This is a genomic window from Streptosporangium nondiastaticum, assembly GCF_003011965.1.
GTDB lineage: Bacteria > Actinomycetota > Actinomycetes > Streptomycetales > Streptomycetaceae > Streptomyces > Streptomyces nondiastaticus.
This window is the reverse complement of sequence record NZ_PXWG01000023.1, coordinates 40,380-62,072: the sequence shown is the minus strand read 5'-3', so window position 1 is coordinate 62,072 and position 21,693 is coordinate 40,380. Positions and strand designations below refer to the sequence as shown.

The window sequence follows — 21,693 nt, the reverse complement described above, 5'->3', positions numbered from 1 at the left end:
TTCCTTTCCCTACGTACGTCGTCGTGCCGTGCGTTCCGTACGCTACGACGTGGATCACGAGCGGGGGTCGCGGTTCAGTTCCGCCTCCGCCGCGGCGAGCGCCGCGAACTCCTCCTCGGGCGCCCCGGCGACGAGCCGGTGCCGGCTCCAGCAGGCGAAGTACACGGCGGCGACGGCGTAGACGCCGAGGGCGACGAGCGCGGCGGTGACGTCGACGAGGAAGGTCGCCACGAGCGCCGCGCAGGCGAGCAGGAGCGCCAGCGCCGAGGTGGCGACGCCGCCGGGCGTGCGGTACGGCCGCGCCAGCCCCGGTTCGCGGCGGCGCAGCACGATGTGGGAGAGCGACATCAGCGCGTACGAGATGGTGGCGCCGAACACGGCCACGTTCAGCATCCGCGCGCCGTCCCCGCTGGCCGCGGCCAGGGTGAAGCCGATCGCGCCGGGCACGACCAGGCCGAGCCAGGGGGCCTTGCGGCGGCTGGTGAGGGAGAGGGAGCGGGGGAGGTAGCCGGCCCGGGAGAGGGCGAAGAGCTGCCGCGATCCGGCGTAGATGAGGGAGAAGAAGGAGGCCACGAGGCCCGCGAGCCCGGCGTAGTTGACGATGCGGCCGAGCACGGTGGGGTGCCCGTCCGGCTGCACGGCGGCCACGAGCGGGTTCCCGGCGTCCTTGAGGGCGTCCGCGCCGCCCGCGCCCGTCGAGGCGAGGAAGGTGAGGAGGGCGAGGACCAGCAGGATGCCCATCGCGGCGGCCATGGCCCGGGGCAGGGACCGCACGGGGTCCTTGGTCTCCTCGGCGGCGAGCGGCACGCCCTCGACGCCGAGGAAGAACCACATCCCGAAGGGGAAGGACGCCCAGATGCCGAGCAGTCCGAACGGCAGCCAGGAGGACGATCCGAGGGCGCCGGCGTCGGCGGGGATGTCGTGCAGCCGGGCCGCGTCGAAGTCGGTCAGCGCGCCCGCCGCGAAGATCAGCAGCGCGGCGACGGCGACGCCGGTGACGACGAAGCTGAACCGCAGCGCCTCGCCCACGCCCCACAGGTGGATGCCGATGAAGAGGACGAAGCAGGCGAGGTACACGGGCCAGGAGGAGGTGAGCCCGAACAGGCCTAGCGACTCGACGTAGTCGCCGATGAAGAGGGAGATCGCCGCGGGCGCGAGGACGTACTCGATGAGGATGGCGGTGCCGGTGAGGAAGCCGCCCCACGGGCCGAGCGCGCGCCGCGCGAAGCCGTAGCCCCCGCCCGCCGTCGGCAGGATGGCGGCGAGCTCGGCGAGGGCGAAGACCATGCAGGTGTACATCAGGCCCATGAGGGCGGCGGCGACGGCGAGCCCGCCGAAGCCGCCGTGCGCGAGGCCGAAGTTCCAGCCGGAGAAGTCGCCGGAGACGACGTAGGCGACGCCGAGGCCGGTGAGGAGCAGGGGGCCGGCGCTGCCGCGGCGCAGCGTGCGCTTCTCCAGGTAGTCCGCCGGCCGGTCCGAGGCGCGTGGCGGGGCCGTGGGTGTCTCCGTGCGTTCGGGCATGCTGCCGCTCCTGCCTCGGGGAGGTAAAGGTATTGCGGCATACCTTTGCCTCGGCGTGGCTGATTCGGCAACCCCCTTGCGTAAAAGACTGGTTACGAGAGAGGGCCTCCCGGGTTACGCCGGTTACGCCAGGAAGCCCCGCAGCAGCGCCGCCGTCCCGCAGCAGTGCTCGCGCATCACCTCGCGGGCCCCTTCCGCGTCGCCGTCGAGGACCGCCTCCACGAGCGCGGTGTGCTGCTGCTGCGAGTGCTCCAGGTTCCGGACCAGCAGCGGAATGCAGTCCAGCAGGTCGTTGACCGTCGCCCGGACCGCGGCGTACCGCTCGGCCAGCGACGGGGACCCCGACAGCTCGGCGAGCGTCAGGTGGAACAGCGTGTCCGCGCGGCGATATCCGGCCAGCGGTGCGTCGTGCGTGGCGGCCAGCGCCGCGCGCAGCCGCTCGGCACCGCCCTCGGGCAGCCCGTGCGCGGCGCACAGCCCGGCCGCGCCCACCTCCAGCACCTCGCGGAAGCGCAGCGTGTCCTCGACGTCCACGCCGGCGACCCGGCGCCGCAGCTCGTCCTCGCCCGCGGTGGCGGGCCGCGCCAGGACGAACGTGCCGCCGTAGCGGCCGCGCCGGCTCTCGACCAGCCCCTGGTCCTGCAGGACCTTCAGCACCTCGCGCAGCGTCACCCTGCTCACGCGCAGCCGGTCGGCCAACTCCCGCTCGGCGGGCAGCCGTTCCCCCTCGGCCACCAGGCCCAGCCGCATGATCTGCAGTATCTGCTCCAGCGCTTCCTCGAAGCCGTTGCCCGCGCGGACCGGCCGCAGCACCGGCGCCAGCCGGTCCGCCGCATGATCGTTCATCTGACCTCTTCCCTTTAATGGTCTACAGCCCTACCTTAAGACCTCCGGTCGCACCGACAGGAGGCATCACCGTGGCAGACCCCACGCCCCCGCTCGCCGTCGACGAGCTGCGCAGGCTGGTCGACACCGGGGAGATCGACACCGTCGTCCTCGCCTTCACCGACATGCAGGGACGACTCCAGGGGAAGCGGTTCGCCGCCCGGTTCTTCCTCGACGACGTCCTCGACCACGGCACCGAGGGCTGCAACTACCTCCTCGCCGTGGACGTCGACCTCAACACCGTCGACGGCTACGCCATGTCGTCCTGGGAGCGGGGCTACGGCGACTTCGCCATGCGCGGCGACCTCTCCACCCTGCGCCGCACCCCCTGGAACCCCGGCACGGCCCTCCTCACCGCCGACCTCGCCTGGCACGACGGCTCGCCCGTCCTCGCCTCGCCCCGGCAGATCCTGCGCCGCCAGCTCGACCGGCTGGCCGAGCGCGGCTGGAGCGCGTACGCGGGCACCGAGCTGGAGTTCATCGTCTTCAAGGACACGTACGAGGAGGCCTGGAACCGCGGCTACCGCGGCATGACCCCGGCCAACCAGTACAACTGCGACTACTCCGTCCTCGGCACCGGCCGCGTCGAACCCCTCCTGCGCCGCATCCGCAACGAGATGGGCGCCGCCGGGATGACCGTCGAGTCCGCCAAGGGCGAGTGCAACCTCGGCCAGCACGAGATCGCCTTCCGCTACGACGAGGCCCTCACCACCTGCGACCAGCACGCCGTCTACAAGACCGGAGCGAAGGAGATCGCCTCCCAGGAGGGCATGGCGCTCACCTTCATGGCCAAGTACGACGAGCGCGAGGGCAACTCCTGCCACATCCACCTCTCGCTGCGCGACGAGGCCGGGCGGCCCGTCCTCGCCGACGACGAGGGCCCGTACGGCATGTCGAAGACGATGCGGCACTTCCTGGCCGGACAGCTCGCCGCGCTGCGCGACTTCACCCTCCTCTACGCGCCCAACATCAACTCGTACAAGCGGTTCCGGCCCGGCTCCTTCGCCCCCACCGCCGTCGCCTGGGGCCCCGACAACCGCACCTGCGCCCTGCGCGTCATCGGCCACGGCCACTCCCACCGCTTCGAGAACCGCCTGCCCGGCGGGGACGTCAACCCCTACCTCGCCGTCGCGGGCATGGTGGCCGCCGGCCTGTACGGCGTCGAGCACGAGCTGGAGCTGCCCGAGGTCTGTACCGGCAACGCCTACGCGGGCGACGCGCAGCACGTCCCCGCCACCCTGCGCGAGGCCGCCGCGCTGTGGGAGAAGAGCCCCATAGCGCGGGAGGCCTTCGGCGACGAAGTCGTCGAGCACTACCTGCACATGGCGCGCGTGGAGCAGGAGGCCTACGACACGGCCGTCACGGACTGGGAGCGGTTCCGCTCCTTCGAGCGGATGTAAGGACACCGCCTTGGACATCATCAACCCCGCCACCGAGGAACTCGTCGCCACCATCCCCGCGGCGACGCCGCAAGACGTCGACGCGGCAGTCCGCCGCGCCGCCGAAGCCCAGCGCAGCTGGTCCGCGCTGGCCCCCGGCGACCGCGCCCGCCACCTCCGCCGCTTCGCCGACGCAGTCGACACGCACCTGGAGGAGCTCGCCCAGCTGGAGGTCCGCGAGGCCGGGCACCCCGTCGGCAACGCCCGCTGGGAGGCGGGCAACGCCCGCGACCTGCTGGAGTACGCGGCCGGGGGAGTGGAGCGGCTCACCGGCGCGCAGATCCCCGTCGCGGGCGGCCTGAACGTCACCTTCCACGAGCCGCTCGGCGTCGTCGCCGTCATCGCCCCGTGGAACTTCCCGATGCCCATCGCCGCCTGGGGCCTCGCCCCCGCCCTGGCCGCGGGCAACGCCGTCCTCCTCAAGCCCGCCGAGACCACCCCGCTGACCGCCCTGCGCCTGGCGGAACTGGCGCTGGAGGCGGGGCTGCCCGAGGGCCTCTTCCAGGTCCTGCCGGGCGCCGGGCCCGTCGCCGGCGACGCCCTCGTGGAACACCCCGGCGTCGCCAAGGTCGTCTTCACCGGTTCCACCGCCGTCGGCAAGCAGATCATGGCCAAGTGCGCGGCGGGCGTGAAGCGCGTGACCCTCGAACTCGGCGGCAAGAGCCCCAACATCGTCTTCGCCGACGCCGACGTCGAGCGGGCCGCCGCGGCCGCCCCCGGCTCCTTCCTCGACAACACCGGCCAGGACTGCTGCGCCCGCAGCCGCATCCTCGTCCAGCGCTCCGTGTACGACCGCTTCATGGAGCTGCTGGAGCCGGCCGTGAAGTCCTTCGCCGTCGGCGACCCGGCGGACCCCGCCACGCAGATGGGGCCGCTGATCTCGGCCGCGCACCGCGAGCGCGTGCGGTCCTACGTCCCCGAGAGCGCCCCCGCCGCCATCCGCGGCGAGGCGCCCACGGGCAAGGGCTTCTGGTATCCGGCGACCGTCCTGGAGGGCCGGCCGGAGGACCGCACCGCCGTCGAGGAGATCTTCGGCCCGGTCGCCGTCGTCATCCCCTTCGAGGACGAGGCGGAGGCGGTGCGGATCGCCAACGCCACCGACTACGGCCTCTCCGGCTCGGTCTGGACCCGCGACGTCTCGCGCGCCGTACGCGTCTCCCGGGCCGTCGCCGCCGGGAACCTCTCCGTCAACTCCCACAGCAGCGTCCGCTACTGGACGCCGTTCGGCGGCTTCGGGCAGTCCGGCCTCGGCCGCGAACTGGGCCCCGGCGCGTTGTCCGCTTTCGCGGAGATCAAGAACGTCTTCATCGCCACCGACCCCCTCACCGAGGGGACGTGAGACCGGTCCGACCGGTTCGTGTCACGACGGCCGCACTCGCGGTCACACCCACGGCGGCAGCCGCACCCACAGCCGTACCCGTAGCCACAGAAAGGCCATTGCGTTGAGCGACCACACTTTCGTCTGCCGCCGGCTGGCGGACCGCACCGCCGTCGTGACCGGAGCCGGCAGCGGCATCGGCCTGGCCACCGCCCGCCGCTTCGCCTCGGAGGGCGCCAAGGTCGTCTGCGCGGACATCGACGAGACCGCCGGCAAGGCCGCGGCCGCCGAGACCGGCGGACTCTTCGTCAAGGTCGACGTCACCAGCCCCGAGGAGGTCGAGGCGCTCTTCAAGACCGCCTACGACACCTACGGCTCCGTCGACGTCGCCTTCAACAACGCCGGCATCTCCCCGCCCGACGACGACTCGATCCTCACCACCGGGCTGGACGCCTGGAAGCGCGTCCAGGAGGTCAACCTCACCTCCGTCTACCTGTGCTGCAAGGCAGCCCTGCCCTACATGCAGCGCCAGGGCAAGGGCTCGATCATCAACACCGCCTCCTTCGTCGCCGTCATGGGCGCCGCCACCTCGCAGATCAGCTACACCGCCTCCAAGGGCGGCGTGCTGGCGATGTCCCGCGAGCTCGGCGTGCAGTTCGCCCGCGAGGGCATCCGCGTCAACGCCCTGTGCCCGGGGCCGGTGAACACCCCGCTGCTCAAGGAGCTCTTCGCCAAGGACCCCGAGCGCGCCGCGCGCCGTCTCGTGCACGTGCCCGTCGGCCGGTTCGCCGAGCCCGAGGAGATCGCGGCCGCGGTCGCGTTCCTCGCCAGCGACGACTCGTCCTTCGTCAACGCCGCCGAGTTCCTCGTCGACGGTGGCATCGCGGGCGCGTACGTGACCCCGCTGTAGGGTCCATGATCAAAAGGCCGGTCCGGCCGCGGGTGCAGACCCCGCGGCCGGACCCGGCCGAGGATCCCCCGGTGCGGGCCCGTACGGCCGGCCCCGGGGGATCTCCCGCCCCCGCACGCACCACCGCAAAGAGAGCACATGCGCACCAAGTCCGCCATCGTCGCCGGCCTCGCTGCCGCCGCGGCCCTCGCGACCGCGATCCCCGCCACCGCGGCCCCCGCCCACGACGCGCCCCGCCGCAACTGCCCCCAGCTCGACAAGAAGCTCCCGTGGGCCGGCGACAACCGCGCCCGGCTCCAGAAGATGATCGACGAGCGCGGCACCTGCTCCGGCAAGGGCGGCCCCCGCCCCGTCGCCGCCTTCGACTGGGACAACACCGTCGTCAAGAACGACATCACCGACGCCACGCTCGCCTGGGCGCTCAAGCACGACAAGATCCTGCAGCCGAAGAGCTGGAAGGACACCAGCGCCTGGCTCACCCCGGCCGCCGACAAGGCCCTCGCCAAGGCGTGCGGCACCGCCGTGCGCCCCGGCCGGCCGCTGCCCACCTCGAAGAACACCGCCTGCGCCGACGAGATCTTCGAGATCCGCGAGAAGTCGAAGACCATGGCCGGCGAGGACGCCTTCGCGGGCGACTGGAACCACCGCCGCACCGTGCCCGCCTACGCCTGGATCCCCCAGCTGTTCGCCGGTCACACGCCCGCCGCCCTGACCTCCTTCGCCAAGCAGGCGCGCGCCGAGCAGCTCGCCGCGCCCGTCGGCGCCGTGCAGACCGTCGGCACGCACACCCTCGCCGGCTACGTCCGCTACTACGACCAGCAGAAGGACCTCATCCGCACGCTCAAGGCGGCCGGCTTCGACGTCTACATCGTCTCCGCCTCCTCCGAGTCGATCGCCGAGGCCTGGTCGGGCGGCGTGGGCCTGGACGCCAAGCACACCATCGGCATCCGCAGCATCACCAAGCACGGCCGTCTCACCACGGCCATCAAGGGCTGCGGCGGCGTCGAGACCGGCCGCGGCGACGCCCTGCCGTACATGGACGGCAAGCGCTGCATGATCAACCAGGAGATCTTCAAGATCAAGGGCGCGAAGGCCTGGCAGCAGCAGGACTTCAAGCACCGCATCGCCCTCGGTGCGGGCGACGCCGACACCGACGTGACGTTCGTGAACGACGCCACCGGTGCGCACGTCGCGATCAACCGCAACAAGGCCGAGCTGATGTGCCGCGCCTACGACGACGCGGACGGCCGCTGGGTCGCCAACCCGATGTTCATCGACCCGATGCCGCGCAAGTCCGGCACGTACCCGTGCGCGACGACGGGCGCCACCGCGGAGGACGGCTCGAAGACGCCGGTCCGCCGCGCGGACGGCTCGGTCATCCCGGACCAGGCCGACAAGGCGTTCTGACGAAGGCCTGACGACACCGGCACACCGTCACAGAAACGTTTGGCCTTCGCCTCGGTAGGTGGCGACCGTATCCACGATGCGGTCGCCATCGACGAGCCGCAGCGCGGAGAACCGCTCGCACAGCTCTCCCGCCTTCGCGTGCCGGAACCACACCTTGTCACCGATCAGCAGGTCGTCCGCGGGCCCGCCGAGCAGCGGCGTCTGCACCTCGCCCGCCCCCTCCCGCGCGTCCAGCCGCAGGCCCGCCGGAAGGTACGGCTGCGGAAGCCGGTCGGATCCGGCCGCCCCCGACGCCGGGTACCCGCCGCCCAGGACGGTCACCACGCCCACCCCCGGCCGCCGCACCACCGGCAGCGCGAACAGGGCGGCCGGGCGGCCGTGGAACGACCGGTAGTGGTCGAACAGCCGCGGCACGAACAGCCCCGACCCCGCCGCGACCTCCGTCACCGCGTCCTCCGCGGCCGTGTGCTGCACGCTCCCCGTGCCGCCGCCGTTGACGAACTCCAGGTCCGCCACGGCGCGCACAGCCTTGACGGCCTCCGCCCGGCGCACCGCCAGCTCCCGGCGCGCCGCGGCCTGCATCAGCCGCACCGAACGCGAGTACAGCGGCCGGCCCTCCACCGCGTCACCCACACCCGCCACATGCGCCTCGTAGGCCATCAGGCCCACCAGCCGGAAGCCCGGCCTGCGCGCGACCGCCCGCGCCAGGTCCGCCAGCCGCTCCGGGTCTCGCAGCGGCGAACGCAGCGCCCCGATCCGCAGCCGGCCGCCCAGCAGCCGCAGCGAGGTGTCCAACTCCAGGCACACCCGCACTTCCTCACGCCCCGTCCGGGCCGCGTCGATCAGCGCCAGCTGGGCCGGGTCGTCCACGGTCACCGTGACCGCCCGCGCCAGCTTCGGATCCGCCGTCAGCTCCGCCAGGCCCGCCCGGTCGGCCGTCGGATACGCCAGCAGCACGTCCTCCACGCCCGACCGCGCCAGCCACAGGGACTCGGCCAGCGAGAAGCTCATCACACCCGTGAAGCCGTCCCGGGCCAGCACCCGCTCCAACAGCGCCCGGCAGCGCACCGACTTGCTCGCCACCCGCACCGGCTTCCCCTGCGCCCGGCGCACCAGGTCGGCGGCGTTGGCGTCGAAGGCCTGCAGGTCCACCACGGCCAGCGGCGCGTCGCAGGAGGCGGTCGCCCGGTCCAGCCGGGCCCGCTCGGCACTCGCGTGCACGGCAGGACGCGCGGCGGAACGTGCGGCAGGACGTGCGGCGGGAAGACGCATGGGGCGCAGCTTGCCAGAGCCGCCCGGCGGTGGACAGGGGCCCGGCACGGGCGAGATGGCAGGGCCCGCCACCAGCCCCGTAGAGTGGCGCCCACGCCGCGGACCGCACGCCCTGCGGCGTGATGTCCGGATACGAACCGGCCTGTCCCGAACGGGGACCGGGCGCGGACGGGTAAGCCAGCTCACGAGGGGGAGCGCAGGGTGAGCACCGAGGCGGACCGCGCTCCCGCACTGCCCGTCCGTCCCCTCCCGGCCGCCGCCTGCTTCCCGCCCCCGCCTCCACCCCTCCCGCCGATGCCGCCTCCGGGCTCCGGCCGCCGCTCCGGGGCCCGCACGCTGTCCGCCGCCGTCTGCCTCGTCCTCGGCCTCGGGCTCATCGGCGGCGCCCTCGCCGGGAGTTGGCTCGCCGACCGCGCCGACGGCGGCACCGCCGCCGAACGCGACTTCGCCCGCGGCGGCACGCTCTGGCGCACCGTCCCCGTCGACGACCTCTTCCCGCCCGTCCTGCGCGCAGACGCGGCCGGGCCCGGCGGCGCCGAACGCGTCTGGACCCGCATCGGCGTCGCCCCCGACAGCGGCTGCGAAGAAGCCTTCGACCCCCTCCTGGAGAAGGCCCTCGCCCCCGCCGGCTGCACGCGGCTGCTCCGCGCCACCTACACCGACGCCACGTCCACCGCCGTCACCACCGTCGGACTGCTCGTCACCGCCACCGGCAGCCAGGGCATGCGCGACCTGCGCCGGCGGTTCGCCGACGAACGGCTCGACGAGCGCACCGACCTGATGCCCCGCCCGTACGCGCCGCGCGGCACCGTCGCCGAGCACTTCGGCGACGCCCAGCGCGCCAGCTGGGCCGTCAGCGTCCTCACCGACGCACCCGCCGTCGTCTACGCCGTCACCGGCTTCGCCGACGGCCGCACCGGCACGCCCCCGCAGCCCGCCGCCCTCGCCACCCGCCCCGGCGCCACCACCGCCCCCGCGCAGGCCGGACTCGGCCACGAGGCCGCCGCCCTCGCCGGGCGCGTCGAGAGCGGCTTCCGGCAGGCCGTGCGGCGGACGACCGCCCAGGAGGGCTCCCGGTGACCACCGCCCCGCGCCGCCGGGCGTGCAGGCCCCTGCTCACGGCCGTCCTCGCCGCCGCGCTCGCCCTCCTGCCGGCCGCCGGGACCGCGCACGCCGACTCCATACGCGTCCAGGAATGGGCGCTCGAAGCCCTCCACGCCGAAGAGGCCTGGCAGACCACCAAGGGCGCCGGCATCACCGTCGCCGTCCTCGACACCGGCGTCGACGACGGCCACCCCGACCTCGCCGGGCAGGTCCTCCCCGGCAAGGACCTCATCGGCTTCGGCGCCGGCCCCGGCGACCGCGCCTGGGCCCGGCACGGCACCGCCATGGCCGGCATCATCGCCGGGCGGGGGCACGGGGCCGACGGCACGGACGGCGTCGTCGGCGTCGCACCTGAAGCGAAGATCCTTCCCGTACGGGTGATCCTCGAGGACGGCGACCCCTCCCGGGCCAAGGCCCGCAGCGGGCGCGGCAACGCCCTCGCCGACGGCATCCGCTGGGCCGCCGACCACGGCGCCCAGGTCATCAACCTCTCCCTCGGCGACGACAGCGAGACCGCCCACCCCGAGCCCCAGGAGGACGCCGCCGTCCAGTACGCCCTCGGCAAGGGCGCCGTCGTCGTCGCCTCCGCCGGCAACGGCGGCGAACAGGGCGACCACGTCTCCTACCCCGCCGCCTACCCCGGCGTCATCGCCGTGACCGCCGTCGACCGCTACGGCAGCCGGGCCGCGTTCTCCACGCGCCGGTGGTACGCGGCCGTCAGCGCGCCCGGCGTCGACGTCGTCATCGCCGACCCCGACCGCCACTACTACGAGGGCTGGGGCACGAGCGCCGCGGCAGCCTTCGTCTCCGGTGCGGTCGCCCTCGTCCGCTCCGCGCACCCGGGCCTGAGCCCCGCCCAGATCCGCCGGCTCCTCGTCGACACCGCCCGCGACGCGCCGCCCGGCGGACGCAGCGACTCCCTGGGGGCGGGCGTGGTCGACCCCGCCGCGGCCATCGCCCGCGGCGGGGACCTGACTCCCGAGTCGCTGAGCCCCCGGGCCGCGCGCGACTACAACAGCCCGTACTTCGGCACCTCCGGCCCCCCGGGCCGGCCCCCCGAGCCCCGGGACACCCCGGACTACACGGCCCCGGTCGCGGGTGCCCTGGGCGTACTCCTCCTGGCCACGGCCGCCACGCTGTGGAGGGGCCGCCGCCGCACGGCCTGAGCCGGCCCGGCACCGCCCTCTCACCCACCCTGTGCCCACGTTTCCTCCCGCCGCAGCGGCGCTCAGCCCGCGCGGCGCGGTCCGGCGGTGCGGGAGGGTCCTTGGCCGGGGGCCGGTTCGGCACCGCCGGGTTCCACGGCGCTGGCTGCGCGCCGTTGCGGCGGATTCAGGGGCTGGGCCCTGGGCACTCTCCCCGTGGTGCGGCCCGGCGGTGCCGGAAGCCCCTCGCCTGAGGCGGAGGCCGGGAGCCCCGGGCACTTCTCCCGCCGCAGTGGTGCTCAGCCCCCCGCGGCGCGGCCCGGCGGTGCCGGACAATCCTCGGCCCGAGTCCGGGTCGGCACCGCCGGGTTCCACCGTGGTGGTTGCACGCCGTTGCGGCGGATCAGGGGCTGGGGCCCCGGGCCCTCTCCGTCCGCCGCGGCGGACACGTGAGGCCCGGCCTCGGCCGGTCAGGCGCGGGGGCGCCCCGTAGGGCGTCAGGCGCGGACCATAGACTCTCCAGGTGGCGCTGAAGAATATTCCTGATCCCGGGTTCTCCGACGACGACGGTTCCGCCGATGCGGAGCTGACCGCCGCACTCGCGGCGTGGTCCGCGGAGCGGGACCGCGGCGCCGAGGCCCGCGTGCTCGCCGCGCTCCGCGGCGCCCGGCTGCTCGTGCCCGTCGTGGCCGTGCTCGGCGAGGTCGAGACGGGCCCGGACGGGCTGAAGCGCGAGAAGACCAGCGACATGGCCGTGCCGACGCTGCAGGCCCCGGACGGCCGCAAGGCGCTCCCCGCCTTCACCTCGATCGAGTCGCTGGCGCGCTGGCGCGCGGACGCCCGCCCCGTGGCCGTACCCCTGCACCAGGCCCTGCAGGCGGCCGCGCACGAGAAGGCCGACACGATCGTCCTGGACATGGCGGGCCCCGTGCCGTACCAGCTGACGGGCCCCGCCCTGCTGGCCCTCGCGGAGGGCCGGGAGAGCGCCGACCCGCTCACCGACCCGGCCGTGGCGGAGGCGCTCCGTACGGTCCTGACCGCCGAGCCGGCGGTGCGCCGGGCCCACCTGGTTCCCTCGCGGGAGGCGGACGGCACGCTGGCACTGGCCCTGGCCGGCGAGGCCGAGGCCTCCGGCGCGGTGCAGCGCATCGCGGAGGCGCTGGCCTCCGACGAGGTCCTGCGGGCCCGCCTCGTGCGCGGCCTCGACCTGGCGCTGCTGCCGACCGGCGCCTCCGTCCCCGGGGAGCCCCTCTTCACCCGCTGAGTCACCGCTGGGTGACCACCGGGTCACCCCCCTGAGCCACCCCGAGCCGGCCGCAGGCCGACAGGCGCCCCGCCGTGGATCGACCGACAATGCGAAGAAGGTCCACGAGATCCCTGGAGGACGCCATGGACGTGAAGCTGGGGGCCGCAAGTCTCGACTCCGTGGAGACGAGAACCGTCGCTGCCGAGTTCCTCGGCACTCTGCTGCTGGTCTTCTTCGCCGTCGGCTCCGCGGTCCTCGCGGCCGACTACATCGGAGTCCTCGGCATCGCCCTGGCCTTCGGCTTCGTCCTGCTGGCCCTCTGCTACGCGCTGGGCCCGGTGTCGGGCTGCCACGTGAATCCGGCGGTGACGCTCGGCATGCTGATGGAGGGCCGCATCGCGCTGCGCACGGCGATCGAGTACTGGGTGGCGCAGCTGCTCGGCGGCATCGTGGGCGCGGCGCTGCTGTTCCTGCTGGCCAAGCAGGTGCCGGGGCTGAGGACGGAGGGCGCGTTCGGCAGCAACGGCTGGGGCAAGCGCTCGGCGGTGCACCTGAACACGGGCGGTGCGTTCCTCGCGGAGGTCGTCCTGACCTTCCTGCTGGTCTTCGTCGTGCTCGCGGTGACCCACAAGATCGCGCTGGTGGGCTTCGACGGCCTTCCCATCGGCCTGGCCCTCGCGGTGATCCACCTGGTGGGCATCCCGCTGACGGGCACTTCGGTGAATCCGGCGCGGAGCCTGGGCCCGGCGCTGTTCGCGGGCGGTGGCGCGCTGTCCCAGCTGTGGCTGTTCATCGTCGCGCCGCTGATCGGCGGCGCCCTCGCGGCCTGCGCGCACCGGGTCACGCATCCGCCGTTCAGTCCGGCGAACCTGGCGAACGGCCTGGCGCTGCCGCAGTACCCGAAGGGGCCGACGACGGCCGCGCACCCGACGGAGGAGCGCCCCGGGCCGCGGGAGGACCGCGGCGACGGGGACGAGGGCGGGGAGGGCGGGGAGCGCCCCGATCAGGCGGGTCCGTCGGGCCTGGCCTGACCGGGGCGCCGCAGTCCCGGAGGAAGAAAAAAGGGGGGCTCAGCCGAAGACGGGGCCCGTGAACTTCTCGCCGGGCCCCTGACCCGGCTCGTCCTGCACGACGGACGCCTCGCGGAAGGCCAGCTGGAGGGACTTCAGCCCGTCGCGCAGCGGTCCGGCGTGGAAGTTGCTGATCTCGGTGGCACTGGCGGTCACGAGCCCGGCGAGCGCGGTGATCAGCTTGCGGGCCTCGTCGAGGTCCTTGTGCTGCTCGCCCTCCTCGGCGAGGCCGAGGTTGACCGCCGCCGAGCTCATCAGGTGCACCGCGACCGTGGTGATCACCTCGACCGCGGGAACGTCCGCGATGTCACGGGTCATGGTGTCGAAGTCCGGCTTCTCGCCGGTGGGGGTCGCGTCGTCGCTCATGGCGGACACGATACGTGCCGGTGAGGAATCGGTTCGCCGCGGGTTGGCGCACCCCCTGGCATCACTGCTAGGGTTGTGCACACGACCGGCTGGACACTCATGTGCCCGGCCCACAAGTGGAGCTCCGTTCTCCCACCTCGCCCGGCCACAGGCCGGCAGGTCTCCGGTCAGGCGGCGCCCATCGTTCCGTACGGACGATGGAGCTGCCCGATGCGCCCCGCGGCATGCCGTGGCGGTGTTCCGGTTTCATGGAGCCCCGCCTGTGTCCCGTCGGGGCATTTTTGTTGCACCGGCGCGGTTGGTCTTACGAAAAGACGTTACGTGGCCGCCCGCCAGGCCGCCGCGTGGTGCTACCGAGGAGGATCCATCAGCGCCGAGCCCCGCATCAACGACCGGATTCGAGTCCCCGAGGTGCGACTTGTCGGTCCCAGTGGCGAGCAGGTCGGCATCGTGCCGCTTGCCAAGGCACTGGAGCTTGCGCAGGAGTACGACCTCGACCTCGTCGAGGTGGCGGCGAACGCCCGTCCGCCGGTCTGCAAGCTCATGGACTACGGGAAGTTCAAGTACGAGTCGGCCATGAAGGCCCGTGAGGCGCGCAAGAACCAGGCGCACACGGTCATCAAGGAGATGAAGCTCCGGCCGAAGATCGACCCGCACGACTATGACACCAAGAAGGGTCACGTCGTCCGGTTCCTCAAGCAGGGCGACAAGGTCAAGATCACGATCATGTTCCGTGGTCGCGAGCAGTCCCGGCCGGAGCTCGGCTACCGACTGCTGCAGCGCCTCGCGGAAGACGTCCAGGACCTCGGTTTCGTCGAGTCGAACCCGAAGCAGGACGGCCGCAACATGATCATGGTCCTCGGTCCGCACAAGAAGAAGACCGAGGCGATGGCCGAAGCCCGCGAGGCGCAGGCCGCCCGTAAGGCGGAGCGCTCCGGCGCCTCGTCCGCGGACGCCGCCGAGGAGCCCGCAGAGGCGTGATCCGGGGGCGCCCCGCGCCCCGGATGACCCCCGCCCGGGGCATCCGCCCCGGACACCAACCGAACACAGATGACACTCCCGTGCGCCCTGATCCGGCCGGGGGAGTGCCACCGACGAGGAGAGAACGGCGCTATGCCGAAGAACAAGACGCACAGCGGTGCCAAGAAGCGCTTCAAGGTCACCGGCTCCGGCAAGGTCCTGCGCGAGCGCGCCGGCAAGCGCCACCTGCTCGAGCACAAGTCGTCCCGCCTGACGCGTCGCCTCACCGGCAACGCCGAGATGGCCCCGGCCGACGCCAAGAAGATCAAGAAGCTTCTCGGCAAGTGACGTTCCGGCTTCGGCCGCACGTCCACACCGGGACCCAATCGATTTCGGGTCGTGTGAGAATCCACCACGGCCCCGCTACAAGGAGTTAACAAGTGGCACGCGTCAAGCGCGCAGTCAACGCGCACAAGAAGCGCCGGGCGATCCTCGAGGCGGCCAGCGGTTACCGCGGCCAGCGGTCGCGCCTGTACCGCAAGGCCAAGGAGCAGGTCACCCACTCCCTGGTCTACAACTACAACGACCGCAAGAAGCGCAAGGGCGACTTCCGTCAGCTGTGGATCCAGCGCATCAACGCCGCTGCCCGCCAGAACGGCATGACGTACAACCGCCTGATCCAGGGTCTGAAGGCCGCCAACATCGAGGTGGACCGCAAGATCCTCGCGGACCTGGCCGTCAACGACATGAACGCGTTCGCCGCGCTCGTCGAGGTCGCCCAGAAGGCCCTGCCGGCCGACGTCAACGCCCCGAAGGCCGCTGCCTGACCGGCACCCCGAGGCTGTTGCTGACCGGACCCGCAGGCCCACGGCCTGCGGGTCCGCTCGCGTCCGGCCCCAGGAACCCTCCCGGTGCCGGCCCGGCACCGCACCGCGCACACCAGCAACCGAAAGTGAGCCCATGGCGGCCCCCGAGCTGACCTCCCTGCGATCGCCCCGTGTCATCGCGGCCCGCCGTCTTGCCAAGCGCAGCTTCCGCGCCAAGGAACGCCGCTTCATCGCCGAGGGGCCGCAGTCCGTCCGCGAGGCCATAGGCCATCTCGTCGAGGTGTACGTGACGCCGGACGCCGCCGGGCGCCACGCGGACATCGTCGACGCCGCCCGCGCCGCCGGGGTGCCCGTCCTCACCGCGACGGACGAGGTCATCGCCGAGATGTCCGACACCGTCACCCCGCAGGGCATCGTCGGCCTCTGCCGCTTCCTGGACACGCCCTTCGAGGAGATCCTGGCCGGCCGGCCCCGCCTGGTCGCCGTCCTGGCCCACGTGCGCGACCCCGGCAACGCCGGCACCGTCCTGCGCTGCGCGGACGCCGCCGGCGCGGACGCCGTCGTGCTCACCGACGCCTCCGTGGACCTCTACAACCCCAAGGCCGTACGGGCCTCCGTCGGCTCCCTCTTCCACCTGCCGGTCGCCGTGGGCGTCCCCGTCGAGCAGGTCGTGAGCGGCCTGCAGGGCGTCGGCGCCCGGATCCTCGCCGCCGACGGCGCGGGCGACCGCGACCTGGACGCCGAGCTGGACCGCGGCACCATGGGCGGGCCCACCGCCTGGGTCTTCGGCAACGAGGCGTGGGGCCTGCCGGAGGAGACCCGCGCGCTCGCCGACGCCGTGGTGCGCGTCCCCATCCACGGCAAGGCCGAGAGTCTGAACCTCGCGACGGCCGCCGCCGTGTGCCTCTACGCCTCCGCCCGTGCGCAGCGTGCACCCGGAGGGTGCCGCTCCGTGACCTTCAGCTAGTAGGGTTGCCCCCCGGGGGGATCGGGAGGGGGTGCGGATGACGAACGTCAGGACTTCCGGGGGCGTGCCCGGCGCCGCTCCGGCGGCGGACCCCGCGCCGCACGGATCCCACGGGCAGGACGGCACGGGCGCAGCGCCCGCCCAGGGGCTCGCGGGCCTCGGCCCGCACCCCGACGAGCTCCCCGACGGCCTCGTCGTCGCCGATGAGAACGGCCGCGTCACCTGCTTCAACGCCGCCGCGGCCCGGATCACCGCGGTCCGGCCCGACGAGGCGATCGGCCGCCCCCTGGAGAGCGCCCTGCCCCTGGAGGACCTGGACGGCCGCCGCTGGTGGCCGCTCACCGACCCGTACGGCGGCCTCGCCACCCGGGTGGGCCAGCCCGAGCGGAATCTGCTCCTCCCCGGCGGCCGCGAGGTCCTCGTCTCCGCGCGCTACGTCCGCGAGCGGCCCGCCGGGCCCCTGCGCCGCCTCGTCGTCCAGCTGCGCGGCACCGACGCCCGCCGCCGCACCGAGCGCAGCCACGCCGAGCTCATCGCCACCGTCGCCCACGAGCTGCGCTCGCCGCTCACCTCCGTGAAGGGCTTCACGGCCACGCTCCTCGCCAAGTGGGAGCGCTTCACCGACGACCAGAAGCGGCTGATGCTGGAGACCGTCGACGCCGACGCCGACCGCGTCACCCGGCTGATCGCCGAGCTGCTCGACATCTCCCGGATCGACTCCGGCCGCCTGGAGCTGCGCCGCCAGCCGGTCGACATCGTCGCGGCCGTCCGCCGCCACGTCCAGGCGTACACCACCGCGGGCCACCGCGCCGACCGCTTCGAGGTCAAGGTCACCGCCCCCCTGCCCGCCCTCTGGGCCGACCCCGACAAGGTCGACCAGGTCCTCGGCAACCTCCTGGAAAACGCGGTGCGCCACGGCGAGGGACGCGTCACGATAGAGGTGGCGCCGGCGCTGCTGAAGGCGCGGCCGGAGGGCACGGAAGGTACGGCGGTCACGGTGAGCGATGAGGGGCCGGGCATCCCGGAGGAGTCGATGAGCCGCGTCTTCACCCGCTTCTGGCGGGGCAGCAAGCGCGGCGGCACCGGCCTGGGCCTCTACATCGTCAAGGGCATCGTCGAGGCCCACGGCGGGACGATCACCGTCGAGCGGGCCGCCTGCGGCGGCGCCCGGTTCCGATTTACGTTGCCCGTGGGCGCCCCGGCCTTTCTCTCACAGGCCTGAGCGGGCGGCCCGCGGGCCCACCGACCCCCATGCGCCCCTTAGACTCGACCTTTGGCACCTTTGGCACGACCTTGGCACCCATCCGTCGGGCAAAGCCGCGCAGCGAAGCGAAGCCATCCAGAACCGGAAGCACGGGAAGAGATGTCCGCACCCAATAAGTCGTATGACCCTGTCGAGGTCGAGGCACTGAAACCGGAAGAGATCGAGCGCATGCGGGACGAGGCGCTCGCCGCCGTCGCCGCGGCCGCCGACCTCGACGCCCTGCGCGAGGTCAAGGCCGCGCACGCCGGTGACCGCTCGCCCCTCGCCCTCGCCAACCGCGAGATCGGCGCCCTGCCGCCGCACGCCAAGGCCGAGGCCGGCAAGCGCATGGGCATGGCCCGCGGTGCCGTGAACAAGGCCTTCGCCGCCCGCCAGGCCGAGCTGGAGGCGGAGCGGGACGCCCGCGTGCTGGTCGAGGAGGCGGTGGACGTCAGCCTGCCGTACGACCGCGTTCCCGCCGGCGCCCGGCACCCGCTGACCACGCTCAGCGAGCGCATCGAGGACGTCTTCGTGGCCATGGGCTACGAGGTCGCCGAGGGCCCCGAGGTCGAGGCCGAGTGGTTCAACTTCGACGCCCTCAACCTCGGGCCGGACCACCCGGCCCGCAGCATGCAGGACACCTTCTTCGTGCAGGGCGCGAAGAAGGACGCCGACTCCGGCGTCGTGCTGCGCACCCACACCTCCCCGGTGCAGGTCCGCTCGCTGCTCGACCGCGAGCCCCCGGTCTACGTCATCTGCCCGGGCCGCGTCTACCGCACCGACGAGCTGGACGCCACCCACACCCCGGTCTTCCACCAGGTCGAACTCCTCGCCATCGACGAGGGCCTGACCATGGCGGACCTCAAGGGCACCCTGGACCACATGGTGCGGGTGCTCTTCGGCGAGGACATGCGCACCCGGCTGCGCCCGTCGTACTTCCCGTTCACCGAGCCGTCCGCCGAGATGGACATGGTGTGCTTCGCCTGCCGCGGCGAGTCGGCCGGGAACCCCGACCGCCCCTGCCGCACCTGCTCCAGCGAGGGCTGGATCGAGCTGGGCGGCTGCGGCATGGTCAACCCCCGCGTGCTGACCGCCGCGGGCATCGACCCGGCGAAGTACAGCGGCTTCGCCTTCGGGTTCGGCATCGAGCGGATGCTGATGTTCCGCCACAACGTCGAGGACATGCGAGACATGGTCGAGGGTGACGTGCGCTTCACCCGGCCGTTCGGGATGGAGATCTGATGCGCGCCCCGCTTTCCTGGCTGCGGGAATACGTCGACCTGCCGGCCGGTGAGACCGGTCGCGACGTGCAGGCCAAGCTGATCGCCGCGGGTCTGGAGGTCGAGCGCGTCGAAAGCCTCGGCGCCGGCCTCAAGGGCCCCCTGGTCGTCGGCCAGGTCCTCACCATCGAGGAGCTGGAGGGCTTCCGCAAGCCGATCCGCTTCTGCACCGTCGACGTCGGCACCGCCAACGGCACGGGCGAGCCGCAGGAGATCGTCTGCGGCGCCCGCAACTTCTCCGTCGGCGACAAGGTCGTCGTCGTGCTGCCCGGCGCCGTCCTGCCCGGCGACTTCGCCATCGCCGCCCGCAAGACCTACGGCAAGGTCTCGCACGGCATGATCTGCTCCGGCGAGGAGCTGGGCATGGGCGACGACGGCACGCACGGCATCATCGTGCTCCCGCAGGAGTACGAGCCCGGCACCGACGCCATCGAGCTGCTCCAGCTCGTCGACGAGGTCCTGGACATCGCCGTCACCCCGGACCGCGGCTACTGCCTGTCGATGCGCGGCATCGCCCGCGAGGCCGCCACCGCCTACGGCCTGCCGCTGCGCGACCCGGCCCTGCTGGACGTGCCGGCGCCCAACAGCTTCGGCTACCCCGTGCAGATCGCCGACCCGGCCGGCTGCGACCGCTTCACGGCCCGCACCGTCACCGGTCTCGACCCCGAGGCCCGCTCCCCGATCTGGCTGCAGCGCCGCCTGCAGAAGGCCGGCATGCGCCCGATCTCGCTCGCCGTCGACATCACCAATTACGTGATGCTGGAGCTCGGCCAGCCGCTGCACGCCTACGACCGCTCGCGCCTCGACGGCCCGATCGGCGTCCGCCGCGCCGAGCGCGGCGAGAAGCTGACCACCCTCGACGGCACCAAGCGCGTCCTGGACGCCGAGGACCTGGTCATCACCGACAACCGCGGCCCGATCGGGCTCGCGGGCGTCATGGGCGGCGCCGAGACCGAGATCGCGGACCACGCGGCCGGCCGGGGCACCACCGAGGTCGTCATCGAGGCGGCCCACTTCGACCCGACGGCCATCGCCCGCGCCGTCCGCCGCCACAAGCTGCCCTCCGAGGCGGCCAAGCGCTTCGAGCGCGGCGTCGACCCGAAGGCGGCCTCCGCGGCCGCCCAGCGCACCGTCGACCTGCTGGTGCTGCTCGCGGGCGGCACCGCCGAGGCCGGCGTGACCGAGTTCGAGGCCCCCAGCGGCCCGCGCACCATCGCGATCCGCGCCGACCACCCGGACCGCGTGGCCGGTGTGGAGTACGGCCGGGAGACCGTCGTCCGCCGCCTCCAGCAGGTCGGCTGCGACGTCTACGGACAGGACGAGCTGATCGTCACCGTCCCGAGCTGGCGCCCCGACCTCACCGACCCGAACGACCTCGCCGAAGAGGTCATCCGGCTCGAGGGCTACGAGAACCTGCCCGCCACCCTGCCGGCGCCCCCCGCCGGCCGCGGCCTGACCCACCGCCAGCGGCTGCACCGCCGCGTCGGCCGGGCGCTGGCCGGCGCGGGCTACGTCGAGGTGCTCAACTACCCCTTCCTCGGGGACTGGGCGCTCGACCACCTCGGCCTGGAGGCCGGCGACGCGCGCCGCACCACGGTGCGCCTGGTCAACCCGCTCTCCGAGGCCGAGCCGGCGCTGCGCACCACGCTGCTGCCGGGCCTGTTCACGGCCCTGCGCCGCAACGACAGCCGCGGCGAGCACGACCTGGCCCTCTTCGAGACCGGCCTCGTCTTCCTGCCCACGGGCGAGGAGACCGCCCCGGTCCGGCTGCCCGTCGACCGCCGTCCCACCGACGAGGAGATCGCCGGCCTGAACGCCGCGCTGCCCGTGCAGCCGCGCCACGCCGCCGTGGTCCTCGCCGGGGCCCGCGAGCTCGCCGGCTACTGGGGCAAGGGCCGTCCGGCCGGCTGGGCCGACGCCGTCGAGGCCGCCCGCACGGTCGCCCGCGAGGCCGGCGCCGAGCTGATCGTCCGCCAGGACCAGCGCGCGCCGTTCCACCCGGGCCGCTGCGCCGCCCTGTTCGCCGTGGTCGACGGCGCCGAGGTGTTCGCCGGCTCCGCCGGTGAGCTGCACCCGCGCGTCATCAAGGCCTTCGGCCTGCCGGAGCGCGCCTGCGCCATGGAGGTCGACCTCGACGTCCTGGAGCGGGCGGGCACCGGTGCCGTCTCGGCCCCGCACGTGTCCTCCTACCCGGTGGCCACGCAGGACGTCGCGCTCGTCGTGGACGCCTCCGTCCCGGCCGCCGACGTCGAGGCCGCGCTGCGGTCCGGCGCGGGCGAGCTGCTGGAGTCGCTGCGCCTGTTCGACGTCTTCACCGGCGAGCAGCTCGGCGCGGGCAAGAAGTCCCTCGCCTACGCGCTGCGCTTCCGCGCGGCCGACCGCACGCTGACCGCGGAGGAGGCGTCCGCCGCGCGCGACGCCGCCGTCGCCGCGGCCGTCGAGCGCACGGGCGCGGTGCTGCGAGGCGCCTGAGGAAGGTGACGCCGCGTGACGGCCGCCGGGCTTCGGCGCGGCGGCCGAAAACAGTCGGCGGAGGCTGAATGAAGCCGCGGGAGACCGCGGAAAAGCAGCCGGAACGAGGGGCGCACCCGGGTGAACCGGGTGCGCCCCTCGCGCGTTCCCTCGCTCAGGAGTGTCCGAATATCACTCAATAGGGTGGAAACGAGGGTCCGGGTCGTTACTTAGCGCTGAACACTCGCGAGAATCGAGGGCGTCATTGCTGCTAGGGGGGCC

Annotated in this window: 19 protein-coding genes; 15 read left to right on the top strand and 4 right to left on the bottom strand. The window is 73.5% G+C overall.

The genetic code is table 11. The annotated features are described in order from the left end of the window. Positions 1–54: 54 nt before the first annotated feature. Entirely contained in the window at positions 55–1,521 is a 1,467-nt protein-coding gene (eat, locus tag B7P34_RS12605) for an ethanolamine permease (protein WP_106675940.1), read from the bottom strand. Positions 1,522–1,644: 123 nt separating this feature from the next. Then, positions 1,645–2,367, bottom strand: coding sequence for a FadR/GntR family transcriptional regulator (locus tag B7P34_RS12600; RefSeq protein WP_106675939.1), 723 nt, complete (start codon positions 2,365–2,367; stop codon positions 1,645–1,647). Between the two features lie 71 nt (positions 2,368–2,438). Here B7P34_RS12600 and B7P34_RS12595 point away from each other — a divergent pair, with 71 nt between their 5' ends. The 4 genes from B7P34_RS12595 to B7P34_RS12580 all read left to right on the top strand — a co-directional run bounded on the left by B7P34_RS12595 (position 2,439) and on the right by B7P34_RS12580 (position 7,480). After that, the gene (locus B7P34_RS12595; protein WP_106675938.1) at positions 2,439–3,806 is read left to right on the top strand and encodes a glutamine synthetase family protein; all 1,368 of its coding nucleotides are present in this window, start codon (positions 2,439–2,441) and stop codon (positions 3,804–3,806) included. 10 nt (positions 3,807–3,816) lie between these two features. Then, positions 3,817–5,184: an aldehyde dehydrogenase family protein gene (locus B7P34_RS12590; RefSeq protein WP_106675937.1), complete on the top strand. Its 1,368-nt coding sequence runs from the start codon at positions 3,817–3,819 to the stop codon at positions 5,182–5,184. A 103-nt stretch (positions 5,185–5,287) separates the two neighbouring features. Continuing rightward, a complete protein-coding gene (locus B7P34_RS12585; RefSeq protein ID WP_106675936.1) occupies positions 5,288–6,073 on the top strand; it encodes a 3-oxoacyl-ACP reductase in 786 nt (261 codons plus the stop codon). Positions 6,074–6,211: 138 nt separating this feature from the next. Beyond that, a complete protein-coding gene (locus B7P34_RS12580) occupies positions 6,212–7,480 on the top strand; it encodes a hypothetical protein (RefSeq protein WP_106675935.1) in 1,269 nt (422 codons plus the stop codon). 27 nt (positions 7,481–7,507) lie between these two features. Here B7P34_RS12580 and B7P34_RS12575 read toward each other — a convergent pair whose 3' ends face one another. Next, on the bottom strand, positions 7,508–8,701 hold the full coding sequence (locus B7P34_RS12575) for an amino acid deaminase/aldolase (protein ID WP_223267784.1): 1,194 nt from the start codon (positions 8,699–8,701) through the stop codon (positions 7,508–7,510). A 252-nt stretch (positions 8,702–8,953) separates the two neighbouring features. On the opposite strand from B7P34_RS12575, the gene B7P34_RS12570 reads away from it, so the two are divergent. From B7P34_RS12570 to B7P34_RS12555, 4 genes are all read left to right on the top strand, one after another. Then, positions 8,954–9,832, top strand: a complete 879-nt coding sequence (locus B7P34_RS12570) for a hypothetical protein (RefSeq protein ID WP_223267783.1) — start codon at positions 8,954–8,956, stop codon at positions 9,830–9,832. Then, complete coding sequence (mycP, locus tag B7P34_RS12565) at positions 9,829–11,022, top strand: type VII secretion-associated serine protease mycosin (protein ID WP_106675933.1); 1,194 nt, start codon at positions 9,829–9,831, stop codon at positions 11,020–11,022. The genes B7P34_RS12570 and mycP overlap by 4 nt, the downstream gene beginning before the upstream one ends. A 502-nt stretch (positions 11,023–11,524) precedes the next feature. Then, positions 11,525–12,265, top strand: a complete 741-nt coding sequence (locus B7P34_RS12560) for an SseB family protein (protein ID WP_106675932.1) — start codon at positions 11,525–11,527, stop codon at positions 12,263–12,265. Between the two features lie 125 nt (positions 12,266–12,390). After that, positions 12,391–13,278, top strand: coding sequence for an MIP family channel protein (locus B7P34_RS12555; protein ID WP_353620243.1), 888 nt, complete (start codon positions 12,391–12,393; stop codon positions 13,276–13,278). 39 nt (positions 13,279–13,317) lie between these two features. Here B7P34_RS12555 and B7P34_RS12550 read toward each other — a convergent pair whose 3' ends face one another. Next, positions 13,318–13,683, bottom strand: coding sequence for a DUF1844 domain-containing protein (locus tag B7P34_RS12550; protein ID WP_106675956.1), 366 nt, complete (start codon positions 13,681–13,683; stop codon positions 13,318–13,320). Between the two features lie 321 nt (positions 13,684–14,004). On the opposite strand from B7P34_RS12550, the gene infC reads away from it, so the two are divergent. The 7 genes from infC (at position 14,005) to pheT (ending at position 21,432) form a co-directional block, all read left to right on the top strand. Further along, positions 14,005–14,664 (top strand): translation initiation factor IF-3, encoded by a 660-nt coding sequence (infC, locus tag B7P34_RS12540; protein WP_106675931.1) that lies wholly within the window; start codon positions 14,005–14,007, stop codon positions 14,662–14,664. 132 nt (positions 14,665–14,796) lie between these two features. Next, complete coding sequence (gene rpmI, locus B7P34_RS12535; RefSeq protein ID WP_030369870.1) at positions 14,797–14,991, top strand: 50S ribosomal protein L35; 195 nt, start codon at positions 14,797–14,799, stop codon at positions 14,989–14,991. Between the two features lie 92 nt (positions 14,992–15,083). Continuing rightward, positions 15,084–15,470 carry a 50S ribosomal protein L20 gene (gene rplT / locus B7P34_RS12530; protein ID WP_030369869.1) on the top strand — a complete coding sequence of 129 codons (387 nt, stop codon included), beginning with the start codon at positions 15,084–15,086 and terminating at the stop codon, positions 15,468–15,470. A gap of 133 nt (positions 15,471–15,603) precedes the next feature. Further along, positions 15,604–16,437: a TrmH family RNA methyltransferase gene (locus B7P34_RS12525; RefSeq protein ID WP_030369868.1), complete on the top strand. Its 834-nt coding sequence runs from the start codon at positions 15,604–15,606 to the stop codon at positions 16,435–16,437. 37 nt (positions 16,438–16,474) lie between these two features. Next, positions 16,475–17,659: a sensor histidine kinase gene (locus tag B7P34_RS12520; protein ID WP_106675930.1), complete on the top strand. Its 1,185-nt coding sequence runs from the start codon at positions 16,475–16,477 to the stop codon at positions 17,657–17,659. A gap of 141 nt (positions 17,660–17,800) precedes the next feature. Then, the gene (gene pheS / locus B7P34_RS12515; RefSeq protein ID WP_106675929.1) at positions 17,801–18,922 is read left to right on the top strand and encodes a phenylalanine--tRNA ligase subunit alpha; all 1,122 of its coding nucleotides are present in this window, start codon (positions 17,801–17,803) and stop codon (positions 18,920–18,922) included. Continuing rightward, on the top strand, positions 18,922–21,432 hold the full coding sequence (gene pheT, locus B7P34_RS12510; RefSeq protein ID WP_106675928.1) for a phenylalanine--tRNA ligase subunit beta: 2,511 nt from the start codon (positions 18,922–18,924) through the stop codon (positions 21,430–21,432). The genes pheS and pheT overlap by 1 nt, the downstream gene beginning before the upstream one ends. The last annotated feature ends 261 nt before the right edge of the window (positions 21,433–21,693 follow it).